The organism is Actinomycetota bacterium, from assembly GCA_016700055.1.
Taxonomy (GTDB): Bacteria; Actinomycetota; Acidimicrobiia; order Acidimicrobiales; family Ilumatobacteraceae; genus Kalu-18.
The window spans coordinates 1603601-1624184 of the sequence record CP064997.1; the positions used below are offsets into that span (position 1 = coordinate 1603601).

Consider the following 20584-nt stretch of genomic DNA (forward strand, 5'->3'; position numbering starts at 1 on the left):
CGCGGGAGCGGGCGCACGCGTCGATGAGGTGGAAGGATCGGCGTCGATGCCCGCCGCGCTCACGCGACGCGAGTCCGAGATCCTCGCCGCCGTCGGCGAGCACCTCACCAACGCCGAGATCGCGGCCCGTTGCTTCGTGTCGGTCCGGACCGTCGAGTCGCACGTGTCCGCGATCTTGCGCAAGGTCGGGGAGTCGAGTCGGCGGGAGCTGGCGCGCCGTGCGCCCGACCTCCTGGGGGCGACACCTGCCCAGCCGTCTGTGCCCGGACCTGTGGAGCTCCTCGCCGACAAGGAGACGTTCGTCGGGCGCGGCCACGAGCAGGAGCGGCTTGCCGAGCTGTGGCGGCGGGCGATGCAACCCCAGCTCATGGTGGCGTTGGTCACCGGAGAGGCCGGCATCGGCAAGTCACGCCTGGTCGCGGAGTTCGCCGTCGAGGCGAGCGGCGAGGGCCGCGTCGTGCTGGGTTCCTGCTACGCGGGCACCCAGGCGCCCTTCCAACCCTTCGCCCAGGTGCTGGTCGACGATGCGACCCAGCCGGGCGATCCGGCCTGGCTGGACTGGATCGGGGCGGCAGGACCCACGCTCGCCCGTGTGGCGCCCGAGCTGGGTCGCCGGCTCGACCTCGCCGAGCCGGGCGAAGATGTCGACCCGCTCGACGAGAAGGCCGGGGCGCTCGCCGAGCTCCACGGCTACTTCAGCCGCGCCTCCCGCACCCGACCGCTGATACTCATCGTCGAGGACGTCCACTGGGCCAGCCGTTCGACGCGTGACGCCGTGCTGCACATCGCACGCGTCGGCGGCCGCTGCCCGATGCTGGTCATCGTCACCTCCCGCGACACGGCCCCCGAACGAGACGACGCCCTGGTCACCTTGTTCGGCGAGCTCCTCCGACTTGCCAACGTCGAACACATCGCGCTCGGCGGTCTCGACGAGGATGCGATCGGCGCTCTGCTGGAGGGCGACGTCAGCGGGCTCGACGCGTCGCGTGTGCTCGCCGAAACCGGTGGGAACGCCCTGCTGGTCCGCGAACGCCTGCGATCGGGCACTTCGGCCGGCGGACCGTCCATCGCCGCGCTGCTCGGCGATCGTTGCGCGCGTCTCGACCCTTCAACGGTGGACGTCGTCAATGCCGCGGCGGTGATCGGCGCAGAGTTCGACGCGGGCTTCCTCGCCGCGTGCCTCGACTGGGGCGTGAGCGATGTCGTGTCGGCGCTCGAAGCCGGGGAGGCGGCCGGCCTCGTCGCCTCGACACCAGGGCGGCCGGCCCGCTTCCGCTTCGTGCACGCCCTCTTCCAGGCCTGGCTGTACGAGTCGCTTCCGCCCCACGATCGTCGACGACGGCACCATCAGGCCTTCGTCGCCCTCGAGCGGCGCGGGGACACCGACGACGTCGTCGCCGACCTGGCCCGCCACGCGCGCGACGCGGCGCCCCTGACCGACGCGCGCACGGCGATCGACTACTCGCTCCGTGCCGGCAGGCTGGCCGAGCAGGCGCTCGGTTTCGACGAGGCCTCGAGCCACTACCGCGTTGCGCTCGGGCTCCTCGACCTCGCCGACGAGCACGACCATCACCTTCGTCTCGACGTGACCATTCGCCTCGGGAGCGCCCTCACCCACGCGGGCGACCCGGATGGGCGTCTCGTACTGAGCGACGCCGGCCGCCTGGCGCTCCGCGACGGATCCGGGGGGCAGCTGGTGGAGATCGCCGAGGCCATGGTGCAGTACGGCTCGTCGCGGAGACCCGGCGCCGTCGACCCGGAGTTCGAAGCGATCGCCGAGCAGGCCTTGGAGCGGCTCGGCCCGGAGGCGTCCGCGCCGCGCGCCCGGATACTGGCGTTGCTGGGAAGCGGTATCGGTGCTGGCCGAGACTCTGAGCGTGGTTACGAACTCGCGCGGGAGGCGCTGGCGATGGCCCGCTCGCTCGATGACCCGGTCACCCTCGGTCACGTGCTCCTCGCCAATCGGTTCTTCGGGATCGAGCCGGGACGGCCCGACCAACGACGCCAGGTCGCCGAAGAGCTCATCGCCCTCGGCCAGCAGCACCACGAGCCGATCCTGGTCATCATCGGCACGATGACCCGCGCGTGGTCAGCCCGCGAGGCCGGGGATCTCGCGGGTTACGGCGACGACGTCGACCGCGTCGCCGCGATGCTGGCGAGCCGACCCGTCGCCTACCCCCGCCTCACCCTCGGGCTGCAACAGGCTACGCGGCAGCTGCTCCTTGGGGACCTGCGTTGCGCCGAGGAAGCCTTCGGGCAGCTGTACGCCGCCGCCTATGACGCCTCGACCGACCCGAACGGCCTCGTCGGACCGCTGCTCCTCGCCATCCGCTACGCCCAAGGACGCCTGCCCGAGATGATCGACGTCCTCGAGACCGCGGTCGCCGCCAACCCGGGCTTCACCGCGGCGTACGAGGGATGCCTCGCCGTTGCGTACGGGCAAGCCGATCGCGTCGACGATGCTCGGCGGATCCTGCGCCGATGGGCCGACGCCGGGTTCAAGGGTGTCCAACGAAACTGGGTTCGGCCGGCGACGATCGCCTACTTCTGCGATGCCGCCGAACAGACCCGTGATGCCGACGCCGCGAGCCAGCTGGTCGCTCACCTCCAACCCCTCTCGGGCCTGCTCGCTGACTTCAGCGTGACCGTGGGCATGCCGATCGACCTCGCGATCAGTCAAGCCTCGCTCACCATGGGCGACGTCGACGGCGCCGCCATCGCCGCTGAGGGAGCCATCGCCGCCAGCCGCCGCCGGAAAACACCTGTGTTCCTCGGGCGCGAGCTCGTCCGGCTCGCCGAATGCCGACGCCGTCAGGGAGCGGGCTCGAGCGAGGTTCGCCGCCTTGTCGACGAAGCCCGGGAGCTTGCCAGCTGCACCGGTGCTGCAATCATCGGCCGCGACGTGGAGATGTACGGCCTCGCCGGCTAGCAGCGAGGCGATGCCTCCCGGTGCTGGCTGCACGGGGAAGCCTTCACCGGTCGTGCTCACACTCGAGCCGGCCGAGAGGTCGAGCTCAGGGACGTCCTGCCAGGACCTCGGCGCTCCGTCGTCGAGCGACGCACCTGTCTGCTCCTCAATGGCTTCCATAGCGCCGATCATCCACAGCGACCCCGCCATGCACATCCGTGGCCGCCACGGATTCGTACGCGGAGCCTGCTGTGGCTTGACGCACCAGTCCCCTGGAGAGAGAGAACGACTCAGGGACAGTGCAGTTCAGTCAGCGCCGAAGTGAGTCGCGCGACCGTCTCGGCGGCGTCGGCCTGCATCGTCGGCGTTACGTGCTGGTAGATGTCCCAGGTGATCTTGGTGCTCGCGTGGCCGAGGCGCTCGGAGACGATCTTGATGTCGACGCCGGCCTGAAGCGCCAGGGTCGCCCACGTGTGCCGGAGGTCGTGCAGGCGGATCCGCGGTAGCCGGTACCGGGCGACGCGACGTTCGAAGGCGTTGGAGAAGTGCTCGGGGTGCTGCGGCCGGCCGTCGGGACGGGCGAAGACGAGGTCGTGATCCTGGTAGTCCGGCCCGAGCAGAAGCCGTTCCTGGGCCTGGCGCTTCCGGACCGCTCGGACCGCAGCGATCGTCGCTCGGTCGATCTCGATGGGGCGGGGCTTGTGGCTCTTGGTCCGTGGAGCGAGGACCAGCTTGTGCTCGATCGCCGAGGCGGTCTGGAGCAGGACGACGTTGGCCCGTGTCGAGGTCGACGTCGTTCCAGCGGACCCCGAGGGCCTCGCCTCGCCGGCATCCTGTTGTGGCGAGGAACAGCCAGGCGGGCTGGTGACGATCCTCGTGCACGAGGTCGAGGAACCGGGTGAGCGTCGGTGCGTCCCACACCTTCATCTCGGGTGACCGGGCCTGGGCGGTGCCCGGCGGCTGTGCGGACGGCGCGACGTTGCGCACGAGCCGGTCCCACGCGGTGGCCTCCCGGAGCGCCCGGCCGACGATGGAGTGGATGTAGCGGACGGTGCGAGCTGAGAGTCCGCCTGGCTGTCCGTTCTTGCGGCCGTGGTCGAGGAGGTCGGCGTAGAACCGGTTGAGCATCCCGGCGTCGATCTGCTGGAGCGGCACGCCGCCGAGGGCCGGGACGACGTGGAGGCGGATGTTCCGGCTGTAGGACTCGAAGGTCGACGGTTGGATCGTCGAGCGGATGGCCGGGAGCCAGTCGTCGACGAGGAACTGGCCGAAGGTCTGGCGGCCTGGCGCGACGTAGGTGCCGCGGCGAACACCGACGCGGAGCTCGTCGAGCGCCGCCTGGGCCTCGGCCTTGGTCCGGATCCCGCGCCGCTTGGCCTGGCGCCGCTCGCCGTCGCCGCCGGCCGGGAGGTCGACGACGAACCACCAGGTGCCGTTGCTCGCATCGCGTCGGGGCACGCTCATTAGACGGTCTCCTCCTCGGCTGCCGCGTCGAGGGACCGGATCGCATCGGCGAGTCGCTCCAGGACGTCGCCGGCTGCGGTAAAGTCGCCGAAGGCCTGGCGCAGCAGCGCTCTCGAGCGGCTCGTCCCGAGCGCGGCGAGCCGGTCGGGGAGGTCCGAGGGCGAGACCGATGGCTTCTCCCGCTTGCTGCGTGGCGGGGTCAAGCTGACGAAGAAGGCTCGACCGCTGGCGCCGGTATGGGTGTGACGGCGTTGCCCCTCCGGCGGCAAGGAATCGCGCAACATCGTCGGAGTGCCCGATCACGGCCGACCCCTTGCCATCGCTGATCAGCGCGACCTCGTGGCTCATCCTCCCACCGCCCCGGAACTTACTTGCGCTGCACCGGCCCCGATGACCTGCTGGATGCCTGCGGTAACCTGGCCGGCGAGATGCCGACCCCGCAACCAAAGCCCAGCGCGAACGAGAGCCTTGAGCTTCCTGTCGAGGAGTTGCTACGCCGCGCCAGGCCGCACCCTGCCTACGGCGAGCATGTGATCGACGATCTCACCGCTGAGGAAGCCGACGCGTTCCTCGACGCAGTGCTCAGCTGAACCGTGGCTCGCGGCCCTGTCGTCGTTGACACCGACGTCTTCAGTGCCCGCTTGATCCCCGACTCGCTGTTGGCTCGCCGCTATGAAGCTCTGTTGGTGGGCCGCGTCGAACTCATCTCTTTCCAGACGGTCGCTGAGCTGCGGTACGGAGCGCTGCTACGGGGCTGGGGAACGATCCGGATCTCGCGGCTCGAGACAGCGATCGCCGGCGCCGAGGTCGTCCACTCCGGTGACGACTTGATCCGGACGTACTCCGAGCTCAGGGCTGCCTGCGCACGAATCGGTCACGCACTCCATCAGCGAGAGCACGACGCCGACCGGTGGATCGCCTCGACGGCGATCCGACTGGGCGTGCCTCTCGTGTCGAACGACGGAGTATTCCGGGCTACGCCCGGCCTCCTGCTTGAGACACTTCGGAGCTGACCGGCTCCGTTGGTAGTTGAGTTCGCAGTGCACAGTCCTGCCACCTCAAGAAACATGGGGAACGCCTACTGGACGTTGACAACGCGGTAGTGCGCGTGGACGACGCCGTTGGCGAAGCGGCGCTCGGCGAGCAACTCGAGATCCAGCTTGACTCCGCGAGGGATGCCCGGCTTGCCTCCGCCGACGACGACCGGGATGGCGAAGAGGTGGATCTCGTCGACGAGCCGGGCGCGGAAGGCGTGTTCGGCCAGGCCGGGTCCACTGACGCTGATGTCGGAACCTGCATCCTGCTTCAGTCGAACGACGGCCTCGGCGTCGAAGGTGCGCTCCAGCCGAGTGCGCGGCGTCCACACGTCGTCGAGCGTGCGGGAGTACACGATCTTGTCCAGCGCCTGCCATTGCGCGGCGTAGGCCGCTTCGGCGGCCGTGAGGCTGGGGTCGTCTTCGGCCGTCTGCCAAACGGCCATCGTCTCGTACATCCTGCGGCCGTACAGGTGGGTTCCGATGGACGCCTCGAGGGCATTCACGAACGCGTGGACCTCGGCGTCGGGTACCGCCCAGTCGAAGCGGCCGTCCTCGTCTTCGATGAAGCCGTCGAGTGACATGATCGCCGCGTAGACGAGTTTCCGCATCACCCCTCCTTCTCTTGCGCTCGGCGGTGTCTACCGGAGGACTCGGCACAGCCAGGTGACGACGAGCTCGAAGAAGCCCGGTGCACGCCTTGGCTGGCCCGTCTGCGGATCGGGTGTGCGGATGCCGTGGTCGGCGCCGTCAAAGATCACGATCTCGTGCTCGGTGTGCCCAGATCGGGCGAATGCCGCCTCCAATGCGGCGATGCTCGCCTGCACGGGTACGTACACGTCGGCACTGCCGTATACGGCGAGCAGCGGGCAGCGCAGCGCTTCGAGGGCCGCGACCGGGTCGTAGTCCGCGATCCCGGCGAAGAAGTTCAGCTCCTCCACGCTCGCGATCTCGACGATCCGGCTCCACGGTTCGCCGAGCGCCGCGGTCTCGGAGGCGATGATGTCGTGAGCATCGTCTCCGGCGCGCAAGCGCTGCACCAGCCGCTGGAACAGGGCGAGCGCGGCGGCGATCTCGTCCTCGCTGTAGCCCTCCGCGCGACCGCGATGCTCGATCTGCCACTGCTCGTTCTCCGCAACCGTCACGCCCGGGCCGGAGAAGAAGCACACCGCGGCGATCTCGGAACCGGCCGCCGCGAGGGGGGCGACCCAGCCGCCCTGGCTACCGCCGAAGAGCGCCACCTTGCCTGCGTCCACACCAGGCACCGCCCCCACGGCGGTGACGGCGCCACGCGTCTCCGCCGCGCGATCGAAGATGGTCTGTCTGGTCCAGTCGCCACTCGACTCGCCGACACCGGGCTTGTCGTACGAGTACACCGCCAACCCAGCTGCGGTGAACCGCTCGCCGATGTCTTCCCACCTTCGGCTGCCGGGGCCCGAGCCGGCGACGAGCACCACGGCGGGCACGGGGCGCGCATCGCTCGCGGTCTGGGGCAGGAAGAGATCGCCGACGAGATGGTCGGCGCCGTGGTCGAACTCGATCGTCTGGCGAATCGGGGAGAACAACACCTGATAGATGGTGCCAGGTGGGGCGCCTGCGTTCAGGCAACCGCGGCGATCGCCGGCGACAACTCGCGGCCGACGGAGTCGACGATGCGATTCACGCCGCCTACTTCGTGGAGTCTCATCACCAGCCGAGGGGTGCCCCGCCAGCCGGGCTCGGTGTCCAGCACCACCGAGTCGCCGTCGATGCGCACGATTCGAAGCTGCTTCGCCCCGGCGAGCGTCTCGTCGGCGCTGATGTGCCACAGCACGCGCCCGAGCCTGTAGAGGCGGTTCAGGTCGAGCGGACCGCGGCGCAGTTCCAGCCAGAAGGAACGCCCCCAGCGCAGCACCTCGTGGCGGTGGGACCAGGTGAAGGCGATGAGCGCAGTCCGGGTGAACGGACGGGCGACCTTGCGCAGGAGAGCGAACATGTGCGGGCATTCCCGCGGCGGGAGCGGCGCAAACACGGGAGTTGCCGTGGACCTTTGGCTCTACACCCGCGCGCGGGCGCGGCGCACCGTTGAGCCGGAACACGACTCGGGCGGCGTTCGTCCGTCCGTCGAAGGAGGCGCCATGTCACCGCGCCGCGCACCCACCGTCTCTTCTGCCTTGTTTGCCGTGGCGGCAGCCTTGGCGGCAGTGGCCTTGGTCACCGGCTGTAGTTCGTCGGATCAGATCGGCGGCACCGACCCCGATGCCACGACCGAGGACACGACTCAGGCCACGACCGAGGACACGACTCAGGCCACGACCGACGACTCGACCGACGACACGACCGACCACACGACCGAGGACACGACCGGCGACACAGCTGTCAGCGGGCTCAGCGACCCGCTGCCGGACGCCTCCGAGCCGGGTCTCGTGGAGTGCGATGGGTGCACCGAGGTCTCGGGGATCACGGACTTCACCCCAGACGTGGGTGAGGCCACCACGCTGACGCTTGCCGGCACTGTGTCCGGTACCGAGGGCACCGGCACGTTCTTCGTCGAGGACGCCAGCGGGCATTCGCTCGGCGGGCGGGTGCCGACCGAGACCGATGGCAGCTTCGCGGTCACCGTGCCGCTCTTCTGCGGGGAGCAGACCGTGAAGCTGGCGTGGGAGAACGACGCTGGGTCTTCGGGCGCCGTGCTTCGACCGGCGACCGGTGCCTGCACGTCGGCGTCCCTGCGGGTGACCCTCACCTGGGATGACCTCGGCGACGACTTCGAGCTGCACCTCGTGCGTGAAGGCGGTGCGATCAACGACCGCACCGACGACGGTTCCTACTCGAACGACTGCACCTGGACCACCTGCATCGGCAGCTCGCCGGACTGGGGTGTGCTCGGTGATGCCTCTGACGACCCGGTGAAGGACATCGACGACACCGGCTCGTTCGGCCCGGAGAACATCATCCTGACGAACCCGGAGCCGATTACGTACACGGTGCTGGTGGAGCACTGGGGTAACGGCTCTCCCGACGCGGACGGCGAGGTGATCGTCAACGTCGAGGGCGGCCAGGTGGTGGCGGTGCCGATCACCGACCTCGCACCGAAGTGGGTGGTCACCGTCGCCACCGTCGAGTTCCCGGCCGGCGTCGTCACCACGGTCGACGAGCGCTACGACTGCACCGGCGAGTGGAGCGGAGGCTGCGCGGCGGCGCTGCCGTAGTACGGCCGTGCTGCCGTCATGGCCGTCATGGCCGTCCTGCCGTCATGCGGTCGGGCCGAGCCCGTGGAGGCCGAGTCGCTCCGTAGCGGTGTCGCGCAGCTTGTACTTCTGGATCTTGCCGGTGACGGTCATCGGGAACTCGTCGACGCGGAGCACGTAGCGGGGCACCTTGTAGTGGGCGATGCGGCCCTCGCAGAACTCGCGGACGGCAGCGGTGTCGAGCGTCGATCCCGGGGTCGCGCGCACTAGCGCGCATACCTCTTCGCCGAGACGCGGATCGGGTACACCGACCACCTGCACCTCGACGACCTCCGGATGGCCGTACAGGAACTCCTCGATCTCGCGCGGCGACACGTTCTCGCCGCCGCGGATGATCAGGTCCTTGATGCGCCCGGTGATGTTGACGTAACCATCGGCATCCATCACCGCCAAGTCCCCGGTGTGCATCCAGCCCTCGGCGTCGATCGCCCGTGCCGTCTTGTCGGGCTCCTCCCAGTAGCCGCGCATCACCGAGTAGCCGCGTGTCTGGAACTCCCCGGCGGTGCCGCGGGGCACCGTCGCGTCCGTCTCCGGGTCGGCGATGCGGATCTCGACGTGGGGGTGCACCCTGCCGACGCTGCCGACGCGCTGGTCGATCGAGTCGTCGGGACCGGTCTGCGTGGACACGGGCGAGGTCTCGGTCATGCCGTACGCGATCGTCACCTCGTTCATGTGCATCCGGTCGATCACTTGCTTCATCACCTCGACCGGGCACGGAGAGCCGGCCATGATCCCCGTGCGCAGCGACGTGAGGTCGTAGGTGTCGAAGTCGGGAACCGACAGCTCGGCGATGAACATCGTCGGCACGCCGTACAACACGCTGCAGCGCTCCGCCTGCACCGTCTCGAGCACCGAGATCGGCTCGAACGCGTCGTTCGGCACGACCATCGTCGCCCCGTGCGACACGCACCCGAGGTTGCCCATGACCATCCCGAAGCAGTGGTAGAAGGGCACCGGGATGCACACCCGGTCGTTCTCGGTGAACCCGCACGCCTCGCCGACGAAGAAGCCGTTGTTCAAGATGTTGCGGTGGGTGAGGGTGGCACCCTTCGGCAGGCCGGTGGTGCCGGATGTGTACTGGATGTTGATCGGGTCGTGGTTGCCGAGCGAGCGCGTCCGCGCCAGCAGCGTCGCGTCGTCAACCTCGGGTGCGCGGGCGACCAGTGCGCTCCACTCGTCGGTGTCGAAGAACACCGCCTGCTCCACTCCCGGGCACCGCTCGCTCACCTCGTCCCACATCGCCCGGTAGTCGCTCGTCTTGAAGGTGGGGGCGGCGAGCAGCATCTTGCAGCCGGACTGGTTGAGCACGAACTCCAGCTCCGACGTGCGGTACGCGGGATTGACGCACACCATGATCACGCCGATGCGGGCGGTCGCGAACTGGGCGACGACCCACTCGGACCTGTTCGGCGACCAGAGCCCGACGCGGTCGCCCGCCTCCATCCCGCTCGCCAGCAGTGCGCGAGCCAGGTCGTCGACGCGTGCGTCCAGTTCGTCGTAGGTCCAACGGATGCCCTGGTGGCGTACGACCAGCGCTTCGTGGCCACCTCGTCGGGCGACGGCGCCGCGCAGGCTCTCGTCGATGGTCTGTTCGAGCAGCGCGACTTCGGTGGAGCCGGCGTCGTAAGACGGTTCGGCAGACGAGTGAACCGACATGGCTGTACCCCCAAAGTCGATTGGTGCGCCGATCGTACGCCCCGTGCCGATCGGGTTCGGACGGCACCGTCCGCGAAGATGCAGCCATGCCGAGCGAGCCGAACGCGGTACCTGCTGGCGTCCTGTGGGATCTGGACGGCACCCTCGTCGATACCGAACCGGCGTGGATCGCCGCCGAACACCAGATCGTCGCCGCTCACGGCGGCACGTGGTCGCACGAAGACGCGCGCGCGATCGTCGGGTTTGACCTGCTCGACGCGGCCGCCTACATCCGAGCGAACGGCGGCGTGCAACTGGAGCCGCGGGTGATCGTGGAGCAGATGCTCGACGCCGTGATGCAGAGCATCGCCAACGCGGTGCCCTGGCGCCCCGGTGCCCTGGCGCTGCTGGCCGAGTTGGCCGCGGCACGCGTGCCGTGTGCCCTCGTCACCATGTCGTGGCGCCGTCTCGCCGATGCGGTGGTGTCGGCCCTGCCGGCCGGCAGCTTCGCGGTGACCATCACCGGCGACGAGGTGGCGAACGGCAAACCCCACCCGGAGCCGTACCTCGCCGCGGCCGCCGCGCTCGGCGTACCGGCAACGGCCTGCATCGCGATCGAGGACTCACCGACAGGTGCCGCGTCTGCGGAGTCGGCGGGCTGCACCGTCGTCGTCGTCCCGAACGTCGTCGACGTGCCGGAGTCTCCCGGGCGTTGGCGGTTCACCTCGCTGACCGAGGTCGACCTGGCAACCATCCGTCGGATCACCGCCGCGACGAGCCCGGCCGAGGTTCTGTGACGAGCGACGCGGTGGAAGAAGAGAGCGGCTCGGCTCCCGTGCGGCCGAGCGTCGCGGTCCGTCGCCGGCGCGCGCTGCTCTTCGCCACAGCCGCCGTGGCAGTCGTCGCGGCGACGGTCTTTGCCGTGGTGCGCTCCGGCGACGAGCAGCCACCCCCGGATGTGCCCCTCGATGCCTGGGCGCCCTACTGGACCATCCAAGACTCCCTCGACGTGCTGGCCGACCACGGCGATCTGCTCCGCCAGGTCTCGCCGTTCGGATACCAGGTGACCGGAGCGTCCACGATCGCCCTCGACCCGAACGCGTCCGTGGACGAGATGGCCTCGCTCGTAGACGCCGCCCGCGATGCCGGAGCGGAGGTCGTCCCGTCGATCCGCGACGCGACGCCCGCCGGGGCGATGGCGGAGATCCTCGCCGACCCCGTCACTCGACGGGCCCACGTCGGTGCGATCGTCGACTTCGTCGAGGAGGGATCGTTCGACGGCGTGGACGTGAACTACGAGCAGTTCGCGTTCGCCGACGAGCGCGATTCGTGGGCGGAGACCAGGCCCAACTGGGTCACGTTCGTGCGCGAGCTCGCGGCAGCACTCGGGGACCGCACGCTGGTGGTCAGCGTGCCCCCCGTCTACGACGCCGGCACCGGCCCGGACAGCGGGTACTGGGTGTACGACTACGCGGCGATCGCGCCGCTCGTCGACTACGTGCGGGTGATGGCGTACGACCACTCCTTCGACCAGCCAGGACCGATCGCCCCTCTCCAGTGGGTGGGGCGCGTCGTCGACGGCGCCATCGACGCGTCGGGTACCCCCGACAAGCTCGTGCTCGGCGTGCCCCTCTACGGCTACAACTGGCCGGTGTCCACGACGGGCACCTGCCCGGAGGGCGAGGATGTCGGGCGAACCACGGTCACCGCGCGCAACGTCGACGAGCTGATCGAGCTCCGTTCGGTGACCCCCGTCTACGACGAGCTGACCGGCGAGTGGAGCTTCACCTACACCCTCGAGTTGGACGACGGGTCGACGTCGTGCAGACAGCTACGTGAAGTGCACTACGTCGATGCGAGCGGCGCGCGGGCACGGGTCGACATCGCGCGCCGAGCCGATCTCGGCGGTGCATCGCTCTGGGCGCTCGGATACGACGACGAAGACGTGTGGGTGGAGCTCGCCGAACTGGCCCGGCCGGCAACTGTCGACGGACCCGGTGCGTCGAGCACCGTCGCTCCGGTTCAGAACGACTGAGCGGTGGCGGCCGCCGCGACGAGCAACGCCTCGGCCGGCGACAGCGGATGTCCGAAGAGCCAGCCTTGGGCCATGTCGCAACCGAGCTCCTGCAGCGCGACGAGCTCACCGTCGTGTTCGACCCCCTCGGCGATGACGTCGTAGCCGAGGCCGTGTGACAGGTCGATGATCGCGTGCACGATGCGGCGGTCCTGCGTCGACGTCGGCATCCCGGACACGAACGCCTTGTCGATCTTCACGACGCAGAGCGGGAACGTTCGCAGATAGGCGAGCGAGGAGTAGCCGGTGCCGAAGTCGTCGATCGCGAGCCCGACCCCGATCGAGGCGAGGGCGACGAGGCGCTCCATCGCCAGCTCCGGCTCGTCGAGCAGTGCGCTCTCGGTGACCTCCAGCGTGAGCGCCGCAGGCGGTAGCCGGTGCCGCTGCGTCACCTCGGAGATGTGGGCGAGCAGCTGCGGCGAGGCGAGCTGGCGTCCGGAGATGTTGACGTGGACGTTGAGCTCCGTGCCACGGGCGTCCTGCCACGACACCGCATCCCGACAAGCGACGTCGAGCACCCATTCACCGAGCGCGCCGATCACGCCGGTCTCCTCGGCCAGGGGGAGGAAGATCTCGGGGGCGATCTCGCCCTCCGTCGGATGGTTCCAGCGCATCAGCGCTTCGAATCCGACGAGCAGCCCGTCGGAGACCCGCACGATCGGCTGATACACCACGGCGATCTCGTCGTGCTCGACGGCATGGCGCAGCCCTCGCTCGAGCGACACCCGGTGGTTGACGTGCTGACGCAGGTCGGCATCGAACATCTCGACGCGGTTTCGCCCGCGGTCCTTGGCTCGATACATGGCGATGTCCGCGTCACGCAGCAGCTCGTCGGCCGATGTGTACGCGGCGTCGCCCATGACCACCCCGATCGAGCTCGATACGAGCGCCTCCTCGCCGTCGAGATCAAAGGGCTGGGCCAGCACCTTGCGCACGCGCTCGGCCGAACTGCGCGCCTCGGCCGGCCCCGACAGCTCGTCGCACATCACGACGAACTCGTCGCCGCCCATGCGGGCGACGGTGTCGCCGGCGCGCAGCACATGGGCGATGCGGTCGGCGGCGAGGACCAGCAACTTGTCGCCTGCACGATGACCGAGCGAGTCGTTCACGTTCTTGAACCGGTCGAGATCGAGGAACAGCAATGCCGGCCAGGTCCCGCCTCTGCGGGCGTCCTGCAACGCTTTGTCCAACCGTTCGAGCAGCAGGGCCCGGTTCGGCAACCCGGTGAGCGCGTCGTGGGTGGCCTGCCACGACAGGCGAGCCCGGGCCGCTTCACGCTCGGTGTTGTCGGTCAGCACGACGACCGCGCCCGCGGTTCGCCCGCCGGCGTGGAACGGCACCACGGTGCAGTCGGTCGGGAACGTGCGCCCGGTCGGGCCGCTCGCCGTGAGGTCGACTCCCGCCCAACCGCCTCCGGTGAGCGCCTCGGTCATCCATTCGGCTCGGATCACCGATGTACCCGTGACGTCGGACCGCATGACGAGGTGGAGCACGGCGGAGAGCGGCTGGCCGACGATCGAGCCGACGACCCCGAGCAGGCGCTCCGCCTCGGGGTTGGCGGTGGTCACCCTGCCCGCCAGATCGACGGCGAGCATCGCCGTGGCGGCAGTGTCGAACGCCACCTTCAGCCGGTCGCGCTCCAGCTCGATCTGCTGGACGCCGCCGCCGTTGGAGGGTGCGGTCGGTTCGGTCATCGTTGCGGGCCGTTCGTGCCCGATCGGGTCGGTTCGTGCATGTCGATCTTCACCTCCTCCGCCAAGGTGAACTGATCATCGGCAGTTCCGAGGTGGTTCTTGACTGCGGCGCGATCACGACAGTGGATCGTGATGGCTGGACGGGCCCTGCATCACGTGGTCGAGCAGGTACTGCTCGAGCGATGCTCCCGGCATCGCCGCCGCGTGCAGGTGACCCTGGTGGCGAGTGCACCCGAGCGCCAGCAGCACGTCGGCCTGCGCCCCGGTCTCGACCCCGTCTGCCGACACGCCGAGGCCGAGCTCATGGGCGAGCCCGATGACGGCCCGCACCAGCGCCCGGTCGTGGGGGTGGGATTCCAGCGCGTCGATCGCGACGCGGTCGATGCGCACCTCGTCGAGGGGGAGCGATCGCAGCAGCGACAACGACCCGAGGCCACGCCCGGCGTCTTCGAGGCAGATCCGCACGCCGCGCGTGCGCAGCGAGGCGAGCCTGCCCGCGGCGTGGGTGAGATCGCCGAAGACGGCGGCCTCGCACACGTCGAGCGTGACCATCATCGGATCGAGGCCGGCGAGGAAGGACTCGATTCGCTCGTCCCGCCAGGCACGAGGGCTCGTGCGCTGGGGGAGGTTGATCCGGAAGCGGAACCCGCTCGGGAGCCCGAGTGCGGCCAGGCGGCGAACGACCGGGCGCGCTTGCTGCATCACCGCCTCGGTCAGCCGCTCGAGGGTGGTGGCGTCCTGGGCCATGGAGAGCAGCTCGGTGGCATGGGCGACCGTGCCGTCCCGGCGTACCCAGCGGGCGAGGATCTCGGCCCCGACGATCCGCCCACTCACCGCGTCGAGCTCCGGTTGGAAGAACGGCACGACGTCGGCGCTGTCGATCGCGCGGCGCAACGCCCGCTCGCTCGCGATCTTCCTGTCGACCTCTGCACGCAGGAGCGTGTCGAACACCTCGATCCGGTCTCGCCCGCGCTCCTTCGCGCGGTGCAGCGCCGTGTTCGCGTGGCGCAGCAGGTCTGCCGCCGTCTCCGCTTCCTCTGGGCCGGTCGCCACACCGACACTCGCCGATACGGCGATTTCGCGCCCGTCGAGCTGCAGCGGCTCGGCGATGACCCGACGAATCCGAGCGGCGAGCTCGACGAGGGTTTCGCGGTCCTGCATGCCGGGCAGGATCACGACGAGCTCGTCACCTCCGAGGCGCCCGGCAGTGGCGTCGCTCGGAACCGCGCGCTCCAGCCGGCGCGCGACGACCTCGAGCAAGTTGTCTCCGGCACGGTGGCCGAGGGAGTCGTTCACGCTCTTGAACCGGTCGAGGTCCAGGTACAGCACGCCGACCTGGGTGCCGATGGCGCGGTGCTCCTCGATCGTGCGCTCCAGCGCCTCCATCGTGCCGCGACGGTTGTGCAGCCCGGTCAGCGAATCGTGGATCGTCTGGTGGGCGAGCAGCGAGTTCGCCTCGGCGAGTAGCTCGCGCTCGCGTTCCAAGTTGCCGACGAGCTCAGCCGTGCGCCAGCGCAGGTGCAATGCGGTGATCGCAGCATCGAGGACGAAGTTGTGGAACGTGACGGTGAGGACGAACCAGACCAGCGCGGCGACGGCAACGGCGATCGACTCGCGCGTATCGCCGAGCAGCAGCGCCAACTCGAACACCGCGACCGCGGTGATCTGGTAGGTGAGGAACAGCGACCGCACCGCCGCGCACTGGAGGACGTTGAACGCCATGGCGCCGAAGGGGAACAGCACGAATGCCACCAGCAGCGCGGTGTCGGTGGCGTCCGGCAGCAGCGGCGCGGCGCCCCACACGGCTGCCATGGCGAAGGCGGCGGCGTGGAGCCCTGGCCACCACGTACCCCCCCGTTCGCCGGTCGACGCGCGCTGGCGGTACCGCGCGGTCACCCACGCCGTGAGGATCTGGGCGAGGATGCCCGCCGCTACCCAGGCGATCAGGTTTCGAGCCTCGACTCGTCCGGCAAAGGCGATCGACATCAGGATTACGGTCGGCGCCAGGGCGTACGAGCCGCTCTTCAGTTGGCGGACCGTGCTGTCGAGTGCGCCGGCCTCCACATAGTCGTCCTCCGCGGCGAAATCCGCGGGATCGACCTCTTCCTCCGCCAGGTCTGCACCCACCACGATGTCGATATCGGCGCCTCGACCAGGTCCTTGACGATGGCACACGGATCGTGACGGATGCTTGACGATCGCCCGGTGGCGCGGTGCGCTTGGGCACACTGGAACCGTGCCCGATCAGCGAGGACCGGCTCCGACGCCGACTGGGCGGTTCGCCCCCTCGCCGACGGGTGAACTGCACCTCGGCAACCTGCGCACCGCGCTCGTGGCGTGGGTGTCGGCCCGAGCAAGCGGCGGCCGGTTCGTGGTGCGGATGGAAGATCTCGACCGGGTCACTGCGAACCCTGCCCACGAGCAGGCCCAACTACGCGACCTGACGGCTCTCGGATTGGACTGGGACGGCGAAGTCGTGCGCCAGAGCCAGCGCTTCCACCTCTACGAGGCCGCCATCGACGATCTGCAGCAGCGTGGGCTCTGCTACCCGTGCTTCTGCTCTCGCCGCGAGATCAGGGAAGCGGCACGGGCACCACACGGCGTGCCTTCCGAAGGCGCATACCCCGGCACTTGCGCCAGGTTGAGCCCCGCTGAGCGATCCGAGTTGGCGCGCAGCGGACGGCCGTCGGCGCTGCGCCTCCACGCAAGTGGCGCCGTCGTCACCGTCCACGATCAACTCGCCGGCGACCTGAGCGCTGTCGTCGACGACGTCGTCGTGCGCCGCAACGACGGCGTGCCCGCGTACAACCTGGCGGTCGTGGTCGACGATGCGGCCCAGGGGATCACCGAGGTCGTCCGCGGTGACGACCTGCTGGCCACGACGCCGCGACAGGTGCATCTGCAGCGGCTGCTCGGCCTGCCCACCCCCGCCTACATGCACGTGCCGCTCGTGGTCGGAGCCGACGGATTGCGGCTGGCCAAGCGCCACGGCGCCGTCACCCTCGCGGCGCTCGCCGCGCGAGGGGTCACCGCGCAAGAGGTCGTCGCGATCCTTGCTCGTTCGCTCGGTTGGGGTGAGGTGCGCACACCGTGCTCGCCACAGGAGCTGGTGGCCTCGTTCGACCCGGAACGGCTGCCCCGGGCACCGTGGACGTGGACGTCGCCGTGACGACGCGCCGGAGTGGTCGGAGTGCTCACGGGTAGACTCTCGGCGGCTACGCAGAGTCACCAGACCCAACTAGCCGACCTCCACGATGCCGCTGACACGACGCACCTCCCTCGCTGCGCTGCTAGCCCTCGGGGCGCTGCCACTCGTCGCGGGCTGCGAGCTGACGAACAACGGCGACGCGGACGCTTCCTCTGGGCCGTCCCGGCCGACTCAGGCGCCGACCGACGACTCGACGAGCCGACCGGTGTCGAGCACGACGGTCCCGTCCACGGCGGCGGCTGATTCGACGTCGTCCACCAGGGTGCCGCGGACGACCACCACCGATGCACCGACGACGACGATCGCCACCACCACCACGGCGCCTGCTCCGACGACGACTCTGCCGCGCAACCTCGTGCCCGTCCCCGCGCTCGGCGCGCCCTTGGTCGCTGTCGGCACGAGCGACGGTGCGGAGACCACCCGCATCCAGCTCCGCTTGATCGAGCTCGGGTTCTGGCTCCAGGGCTACGACGGCGACTACGGGCTCACCACCCGTCAGGCTGTGATGGCCTTCCAGAAGTACGTCGGCCTCGAGGCGACTGGTTCGGTCGACGGCCTCACTGCCGAGTTCCTCTCGGCGATCACCGAGCGGGCACGTGCCCACGTCGACTCGGGGACGATGGTCGAGGTCGACAAGGCGCGCCAGCTCCTCTTCGTCGTGCACAACGGCATCACCTTGTGGGTGTTCAACACCTCCACCGGGTCGGAGAAGCCCTACATCGAGGTCAACAAGAACGACCCGACGAAGGTCGAGGTAGGCGACAGCGTCACCGACAACGGCCTGTTCCACGTGAACCGTGAGCGCCCGGAGGGTTGGTGGGAGGGAGATCTCGGCGAGATCTACCGCCCCAAGTACTTCAACGGCGGCATTGCCGTGCACGGCTCGAACAGCATCCCCAACTACCCCGCTTCACATGGCTGCGTGCGGGTGAGCGTGCCGGCGATGGACTTCATCTGGGCCGTGAACCTGCTGCCGATGCGCATCCCCGTGTGGGTGCACCCCGGGGTCTGAATCGGGACCGGGCGGTCAGGCCTTCGGACGCACGCGCAGGTTGCGGTCGGCCGCGGTGAGACAGCGTCCGTCGCGCAGATCGAACGTCCACCCGTGCAGGGTGCACACCAGGTGGTCACAGTCGATCTCTCCGAAGACCGACAGGTCTGCCCGCCGGTGAGGGCAATACCGCTCGACCACGTAGTCGCCGAGCTCGATCTCTTCGAGGTCGTCGTCGCTCGGCGGCTCGAGCTTCCGGCGGGCCTCGGCCTCGGTGCGGCGCATCCGCTCCACCGACAGAGACTTGAAGAAGTTGTAGAGGAACTCGTTGTACGGCCCCTCGCGCCAAGCGCGGAAGCGGCACGACAAGAACAGCTTGTCGCTCCAGTCGACGGCCTTCGCCGCGGCCACGGTCTCGACGAGCGGGCGCGCGATCTCGAAGCGGAAGCCGACTTCTTCGCCGGCGTAGGCGCGAACCTCGCCAGCAGGGAAGTCGATCAGCACCTCGACGGTCTCGCCGGGCGCCTCACCGATTGCACGCAGCAGGCACGGCGCGCCCACCGCGCGGCGCAGTGTGGGCGCCATCGCGAGCAGCGGTTCCCACCACGCGGCGAGGGTGTCGAGCAGGTCGGTGGTGGTGTGCTTCCACGTCGCCCGGTGCTGCTCCAGCCACGGAGTCCAGTCCGCCTGGTAGCTGCGCAGGTACGACTCCTTCTGCTCGAAGATCGCGGCCACCTCGGCATCGGGCATCGGGTGCGTCACGACGAGGTCGGTCGGTGTGACGTCGATCGCGGTGCCGGGCACGTTCAGCACACCGCGGTCGCGTCCGGCCTCACGCAGTCGCCGCAGGAACTCTCGCTGGTCGGGGAAGATCGATAGCTCATCGCCGGTGATCACGTTGAAGCCGAACAACTCCGGGTCGAGGAAGCACGGGGGCCCGGCGGAGGGCACGACGTAGCGGGCGTCGATCGACTCGACGTAGCGCATCGCTCTCGCGAACTGGCTGTCCACCTTCACGTCGACCAGCTCACGCATCCGCGCGGGCGGCTCGTCGTACACCATCGGGTACCAGATCGCACCCGAGAACTGCAGCCAGTGGAGGTCAACCGGCCCGTGGGCGGCGAGGGCTTCGAGGTCGCTCGTGCGGCAGTCGTTCTGGTTGACGAGGCGTGTCTCGCCGTCGCTCACGACGAGCGCCGAGTCCCCCGCCGGCCCGTCGGTGATCGAGGTCTCGACGTGGATCGCGACCGTCAGGCCGTCACCGAGGTCGATCTCCTCGCCGTCGGTGGTGCGGATGATCTCGGTGAACCCGAGCCCGCGGATGCGCCGCTCCATCTCCCGCGTCGGGTAGCCGGGGAGCAGCACCGGCACGTCGAGTGCCATGTTGGCGCGCAGCCAGTCCTCGTCGAGGTGGTCGCCGTGCAGATGGGAGATGTACAGGAACGTCGGCCGCCGGATCGCCTTCGCGACCCGTTCGGGCAAGCGGTCGTTGCGGGGGAATACGAACCACGAACCGAAGAAGGCGGGGTTGAACCACGGGTCGCAGACGATCGAGCCCTGACGCGTCTCGATGAGGATGCCGGCATGACCGATGGAGGTGGCGCGCACGCTTCGGGACGCTACCGACGCGCCATCCCGGGGATCAGGGTCCTAAGTCCGCGCCCGTCGTCGTGGGCGGGGAACTTCGTGCTCAGGCGACCGGAGGGTCGGTGTACTGGGCGCCGCCGCGCGCGACGTGCTCGGTCCACTGCCCGCCGTCCCAGTAGCGCAGCTCGTAGCGGCCCGCAGGGTCGGCGTACCAGCCCGCGGGAACTGCGGGTGCCGACGCCGGCGCAGGAGCCGGGGCGGGGGCCGGTGCGGGAACGGGCTCGATGACCGGCGCGGCCGGTTCGGGCTGAGGGGCGAGCGTGCTGACGTGGGGCTCGGGGGTCGAAGCCTCTTCGGCCGCAGGCGCGGGCTCCGGTGCCACGCCCCAGCCGGCGGGCTCGATCACCGGCTCGGCCGGAATCACCTCGGCGGTGTCGCTGGCCTCGTCGGGACCGAGCACGGATTCGCCAGCCGCGGGCACGGTCACCGGCTCGGGCGCCCAGCCGTAGTCCGGGGTGGACGGTTCGGCCGACTCCGGTTCGGCCGACTCCACCACTGCACCGGTGTCGGCCGCACCGAACGACGACTCGGACTGCGGCGTGCCGAGTGCCCGGCGGCAGAACGCGGTGACGTCACCGCCGGCAGGCACGATGGCCACCACCTCCCACCCCTCTGCCGACTTCTCGGTGAGCTTGGTGGCCAGGCCGGCAGGGTCGTAGGACGAGGAGCTGACGGTGACGTACTCGAACATGGCGGTGA

19 protein-coding genes are annotated in these 20584 nt (G+C 69.6%); 8 read left to right on the top strand and 11 right to left on the bottom strand.

Going from position 1 to position 20584, the window contains the following annotated elements:
* Positions 1–46 precede the first annotated feature (46 nt).
* Positions 47–2929, top strand: coding sequence for an AAA family ATPase (locus tag IPM43_07790; protein ID QQS26224.1), 2883 nt, complete (start codon positions 47–49; stop codon positions 2927–2929).
* Between the two features lie 285 nt (positions 2930–3214).
* Here the strand turns inward: IPM43_07790 and IPM43_07795 are convergent, their stop codons facing one another.
* Positions 3215–4372, bottom strand: a complete 1158-nt coding sequence (locus IPM43_07795; protein QQS26225.1) for an Arm DNA-binding domain-containing protein — start codon at positions 4370–4372, stop codon at positions 3215–3217.
* Positions 4372–4575 (bottom strand): hypothetical protein, encoded by a 204-nt coding sequence (locus IPM43_07800; protein ID QQS26226.1) that lies wholly within the window; start codon positions 4573–4575, stop codon positions 4372–4374. The genes IPM43_07795 and IPM43_07800 overlap by 1 nt, the downstream gene beginning before the upstream one ends.
* Before the next feature lie 225 nt (positions 4576–4800).
* Here IPM43_07800 and IPM43_07805 point away from each other — a divergent pair, with 225 nt between their 5' ends.
* Together IPM43_07805 and IPM43_07810 are read left to right on the top strand one after the other, a co-directional pair.
* The gene (locus IPM43_07805) at positions 4801–4962 is read left to right on the top strand and encodes a hypothetical protein (GenBank protein QQS26227.1); all 162 of its coding nucleotides are present in this window, start codon (positions 4801–4803) and stop codon (positions 4960–4962) included.
* Positions 4963–5013: 51 nt separating this feature from the next.
* Positions 5014–5385 carry a PIN domain nuclease gene (locus tag IPM43_07810; GenBank protein QQS26228.1) on the top strand — a complete coding sequence of 124 codons (372 nt, stop codon included), beginning with the start codon at positions 5014–5016 and terminating at the stop codon, positions 5383–5385.
* A 65-nt stretch (positions 5386–5450) separates the two neighbouring features.
* On the opposite strand, the gene IPM43_07815 is transcribed toward IPM43_07810, so the two are convergent.
* Genes IPM43_07815 through IPM43_07825 form a run of 3 tightly spaced genes read right to left on the bottom strand, consistent with a single transcriptional unit; the run spans position 5451 to position 7381 of the window.
* On the bottom strand, positions 5451–6017 hold the full coding sequence (locus IPM43_07815) for a dihydrofolate reductase family protein (GenBank protein QQS26229.1): 567 nt from the start codon (positions 6015–6017) through the stop codon (positions 5451–5453).
* Between the two features lie 30 nt (positions 6018–6047).
* Positions 6048–6974 (bottom strand): alpha/beta hydrolase, encoded by a 927-nt coding sequence (locus IPM43_07820; GenBank protein QQS26230.1) that lies wholly within the window; start codon positions 6972–6974, stop codon positions 6048–6050.
* 32 nt (positions 6975–7006) lie between these two features.
* Positions 7007–7381, bottom strand: a complete 375-nt coding sequence (locus tag IPM43_07825) for a hypothetical protein (protein QQS26231.1) — start codon at positions 7379–7381, stop codon at positions 7007–7009.
* A 187-nt stretch (positions 7382–7568) separates the two neighbouring features.
* On the opposite strand from IPM43_07825, the gene IPM43_07830 reads away from it, so the two are divergent.
* Entirely contained in the window at positions 7569–8597 is a 1029-nt protein-coding gene (locus tag IPM43_07830) for a hypothetical protein (GenBank protein ID QQS26232.1), read from the top strand.
* Positions 8598–8639: 42 nt separating this feature from the next.
* On the opposite strand, the gene IPM43_07835 is transcribed toward IPM43_07830, so the two are convergent.
* Positions 8640–10292, bottom strand: coding sequence for an AMP-binding protein (locus IPM43_07835; GenBank protein ID QQS26233.1), 1653 nt, complete (start codon positions 10290–10292; stop codon positions 8640–8642).
* A gap of 86 nt (positions 10293–10378) precedes the next feature.
* Here IPM43_07835 and IPM43_07840 point away from each other — a divergent pair, with 86 nt between their 5' ends.
* Both IPM43_07840 and IPM43_07845 read left to right on the top strand, forming a co-directional pair.
* On the top strand, positions 10379–11068 hold the full coding sequence (locus IPM43_07840; GenBank protein QQS26234.1) for an HAD family phosphatase: 690 nt from the start codon (positions 10379–10381) through the stop codon (positions 11066–11068).
* Between the two features lie 11 nt (positions 11069–11079).
* Complete coding sequence (locus IPM43_07845) at positions 11080–12306, top strand: hypothetical protein (protein ID QQS26235.1); 1227 nt, start codon at positions 11080–11082, stop codon at positions 12304–12306.
* Here IPM43_07845 and IPM43_07850 read toward each other — a convergent pair.
* Together IPM43_07850 and IPM43_07855 are read right to left on the bottom strand one after the other, a co-directional pair.
* The gene (locus tag IPM43_07850; protein QQS26236.1) at positions 12294–14039 is read right to left on the bottom strand and encodes an EAL domain-containing protein; all 1746 of its coding nucleotides are present in this window, start codon (positions 14037–14039) and stop codon (positions 12294–12296) included. The two genes, IPM43_07845 and IPM43_07850, sit on opposite strands and share 13 nt — an antisense overlap.
* 114 nt (positions 14040–14153) lie before the next feature.
* Positions 14154–16166 (bottom strand): EAL domain-containing protein, encoded by a 2013-nt coding sequence (locus IPM43_07855; protein QQS26237.1) that lies wholly within the window; start codon positions 16164–16166, stop codon positions 14154–14156.
* A gap of 109 nt (positions 16167–16275) precedes the next feature.
* Between IPM43_07855 and gluQRS the strand changes: the two genes are divergently transcribed.
* A complete protein-coding gene (gene gluQRS / locus IPM43_07860; GenBank protein ID QQS26238.1) occupies positions 16276–17208 on the top strand; it encodes a tRNA glutamyl-Q(34) synthetase GluQRS in 933 nt (310 codons plus the stop codon).
* Positions 17209–17418: 210 nt separating this feature from the next.
* Here gluQRS and IPM43_07865 read toward each other — a convergent pair whose 3' ends face one another.
* Positions 17419–17598, bottom strand: a complete 180-nt coding sequence (locus tag IPM43_07865) for a hypothetical protein (protein ID QQS26239.1) — start codon at positions 17596–17598, stop codon at positions 17419–17421.
* Between the two features lie 4 nt (positions 17599–17602).
* Between IPM43_07865 and IPM43_07870 the strand changes: the two genes are divergently transcribed.
* Positions 17603–18259, top strand: a complete 657-nt coding sequence (locus IPM43_07870) for a murein L,D-transpeptidase (GenBank protein ID QQS26240.1) — start codon at positions 17603–17605, stop codon at positions 18257–18259.
* Between the two features lie 15 nt (positions 18260–18274).
* Here IPM43_07870 and IPM43_07875 read toward each other — a convergent pair whose 3' ends face one another.
* Together IPM43_07875 and IPM43_07880 are read right to left on the bottom strand one after the other, a co-directional pair.
* Positions 18275–19846 (bottom strand): Rieske 2Fe-2S domain-containing protein, encoded by a 1572-nt coding sequence (locus IPM43_07875; protein QQS26241.1) that lies wholly within the window; start codon positions 19844–19846, stop codon positions 18275–18277.
* An 82-nt stretch (positions 19847–19928) separates the two neighbouring features.
* Positions 19929–20576, bottom strand: coding sequence for a DUF2510 domain-containing protein (locus IPM43_07880; protein ID QQS26242.1), 648 nt, complete (start codon positions 20574–20576; stop codon positions 19929–19931).
* Between the last annotated feature and the right edge of the window lie 8 nt (positions 20577–20584).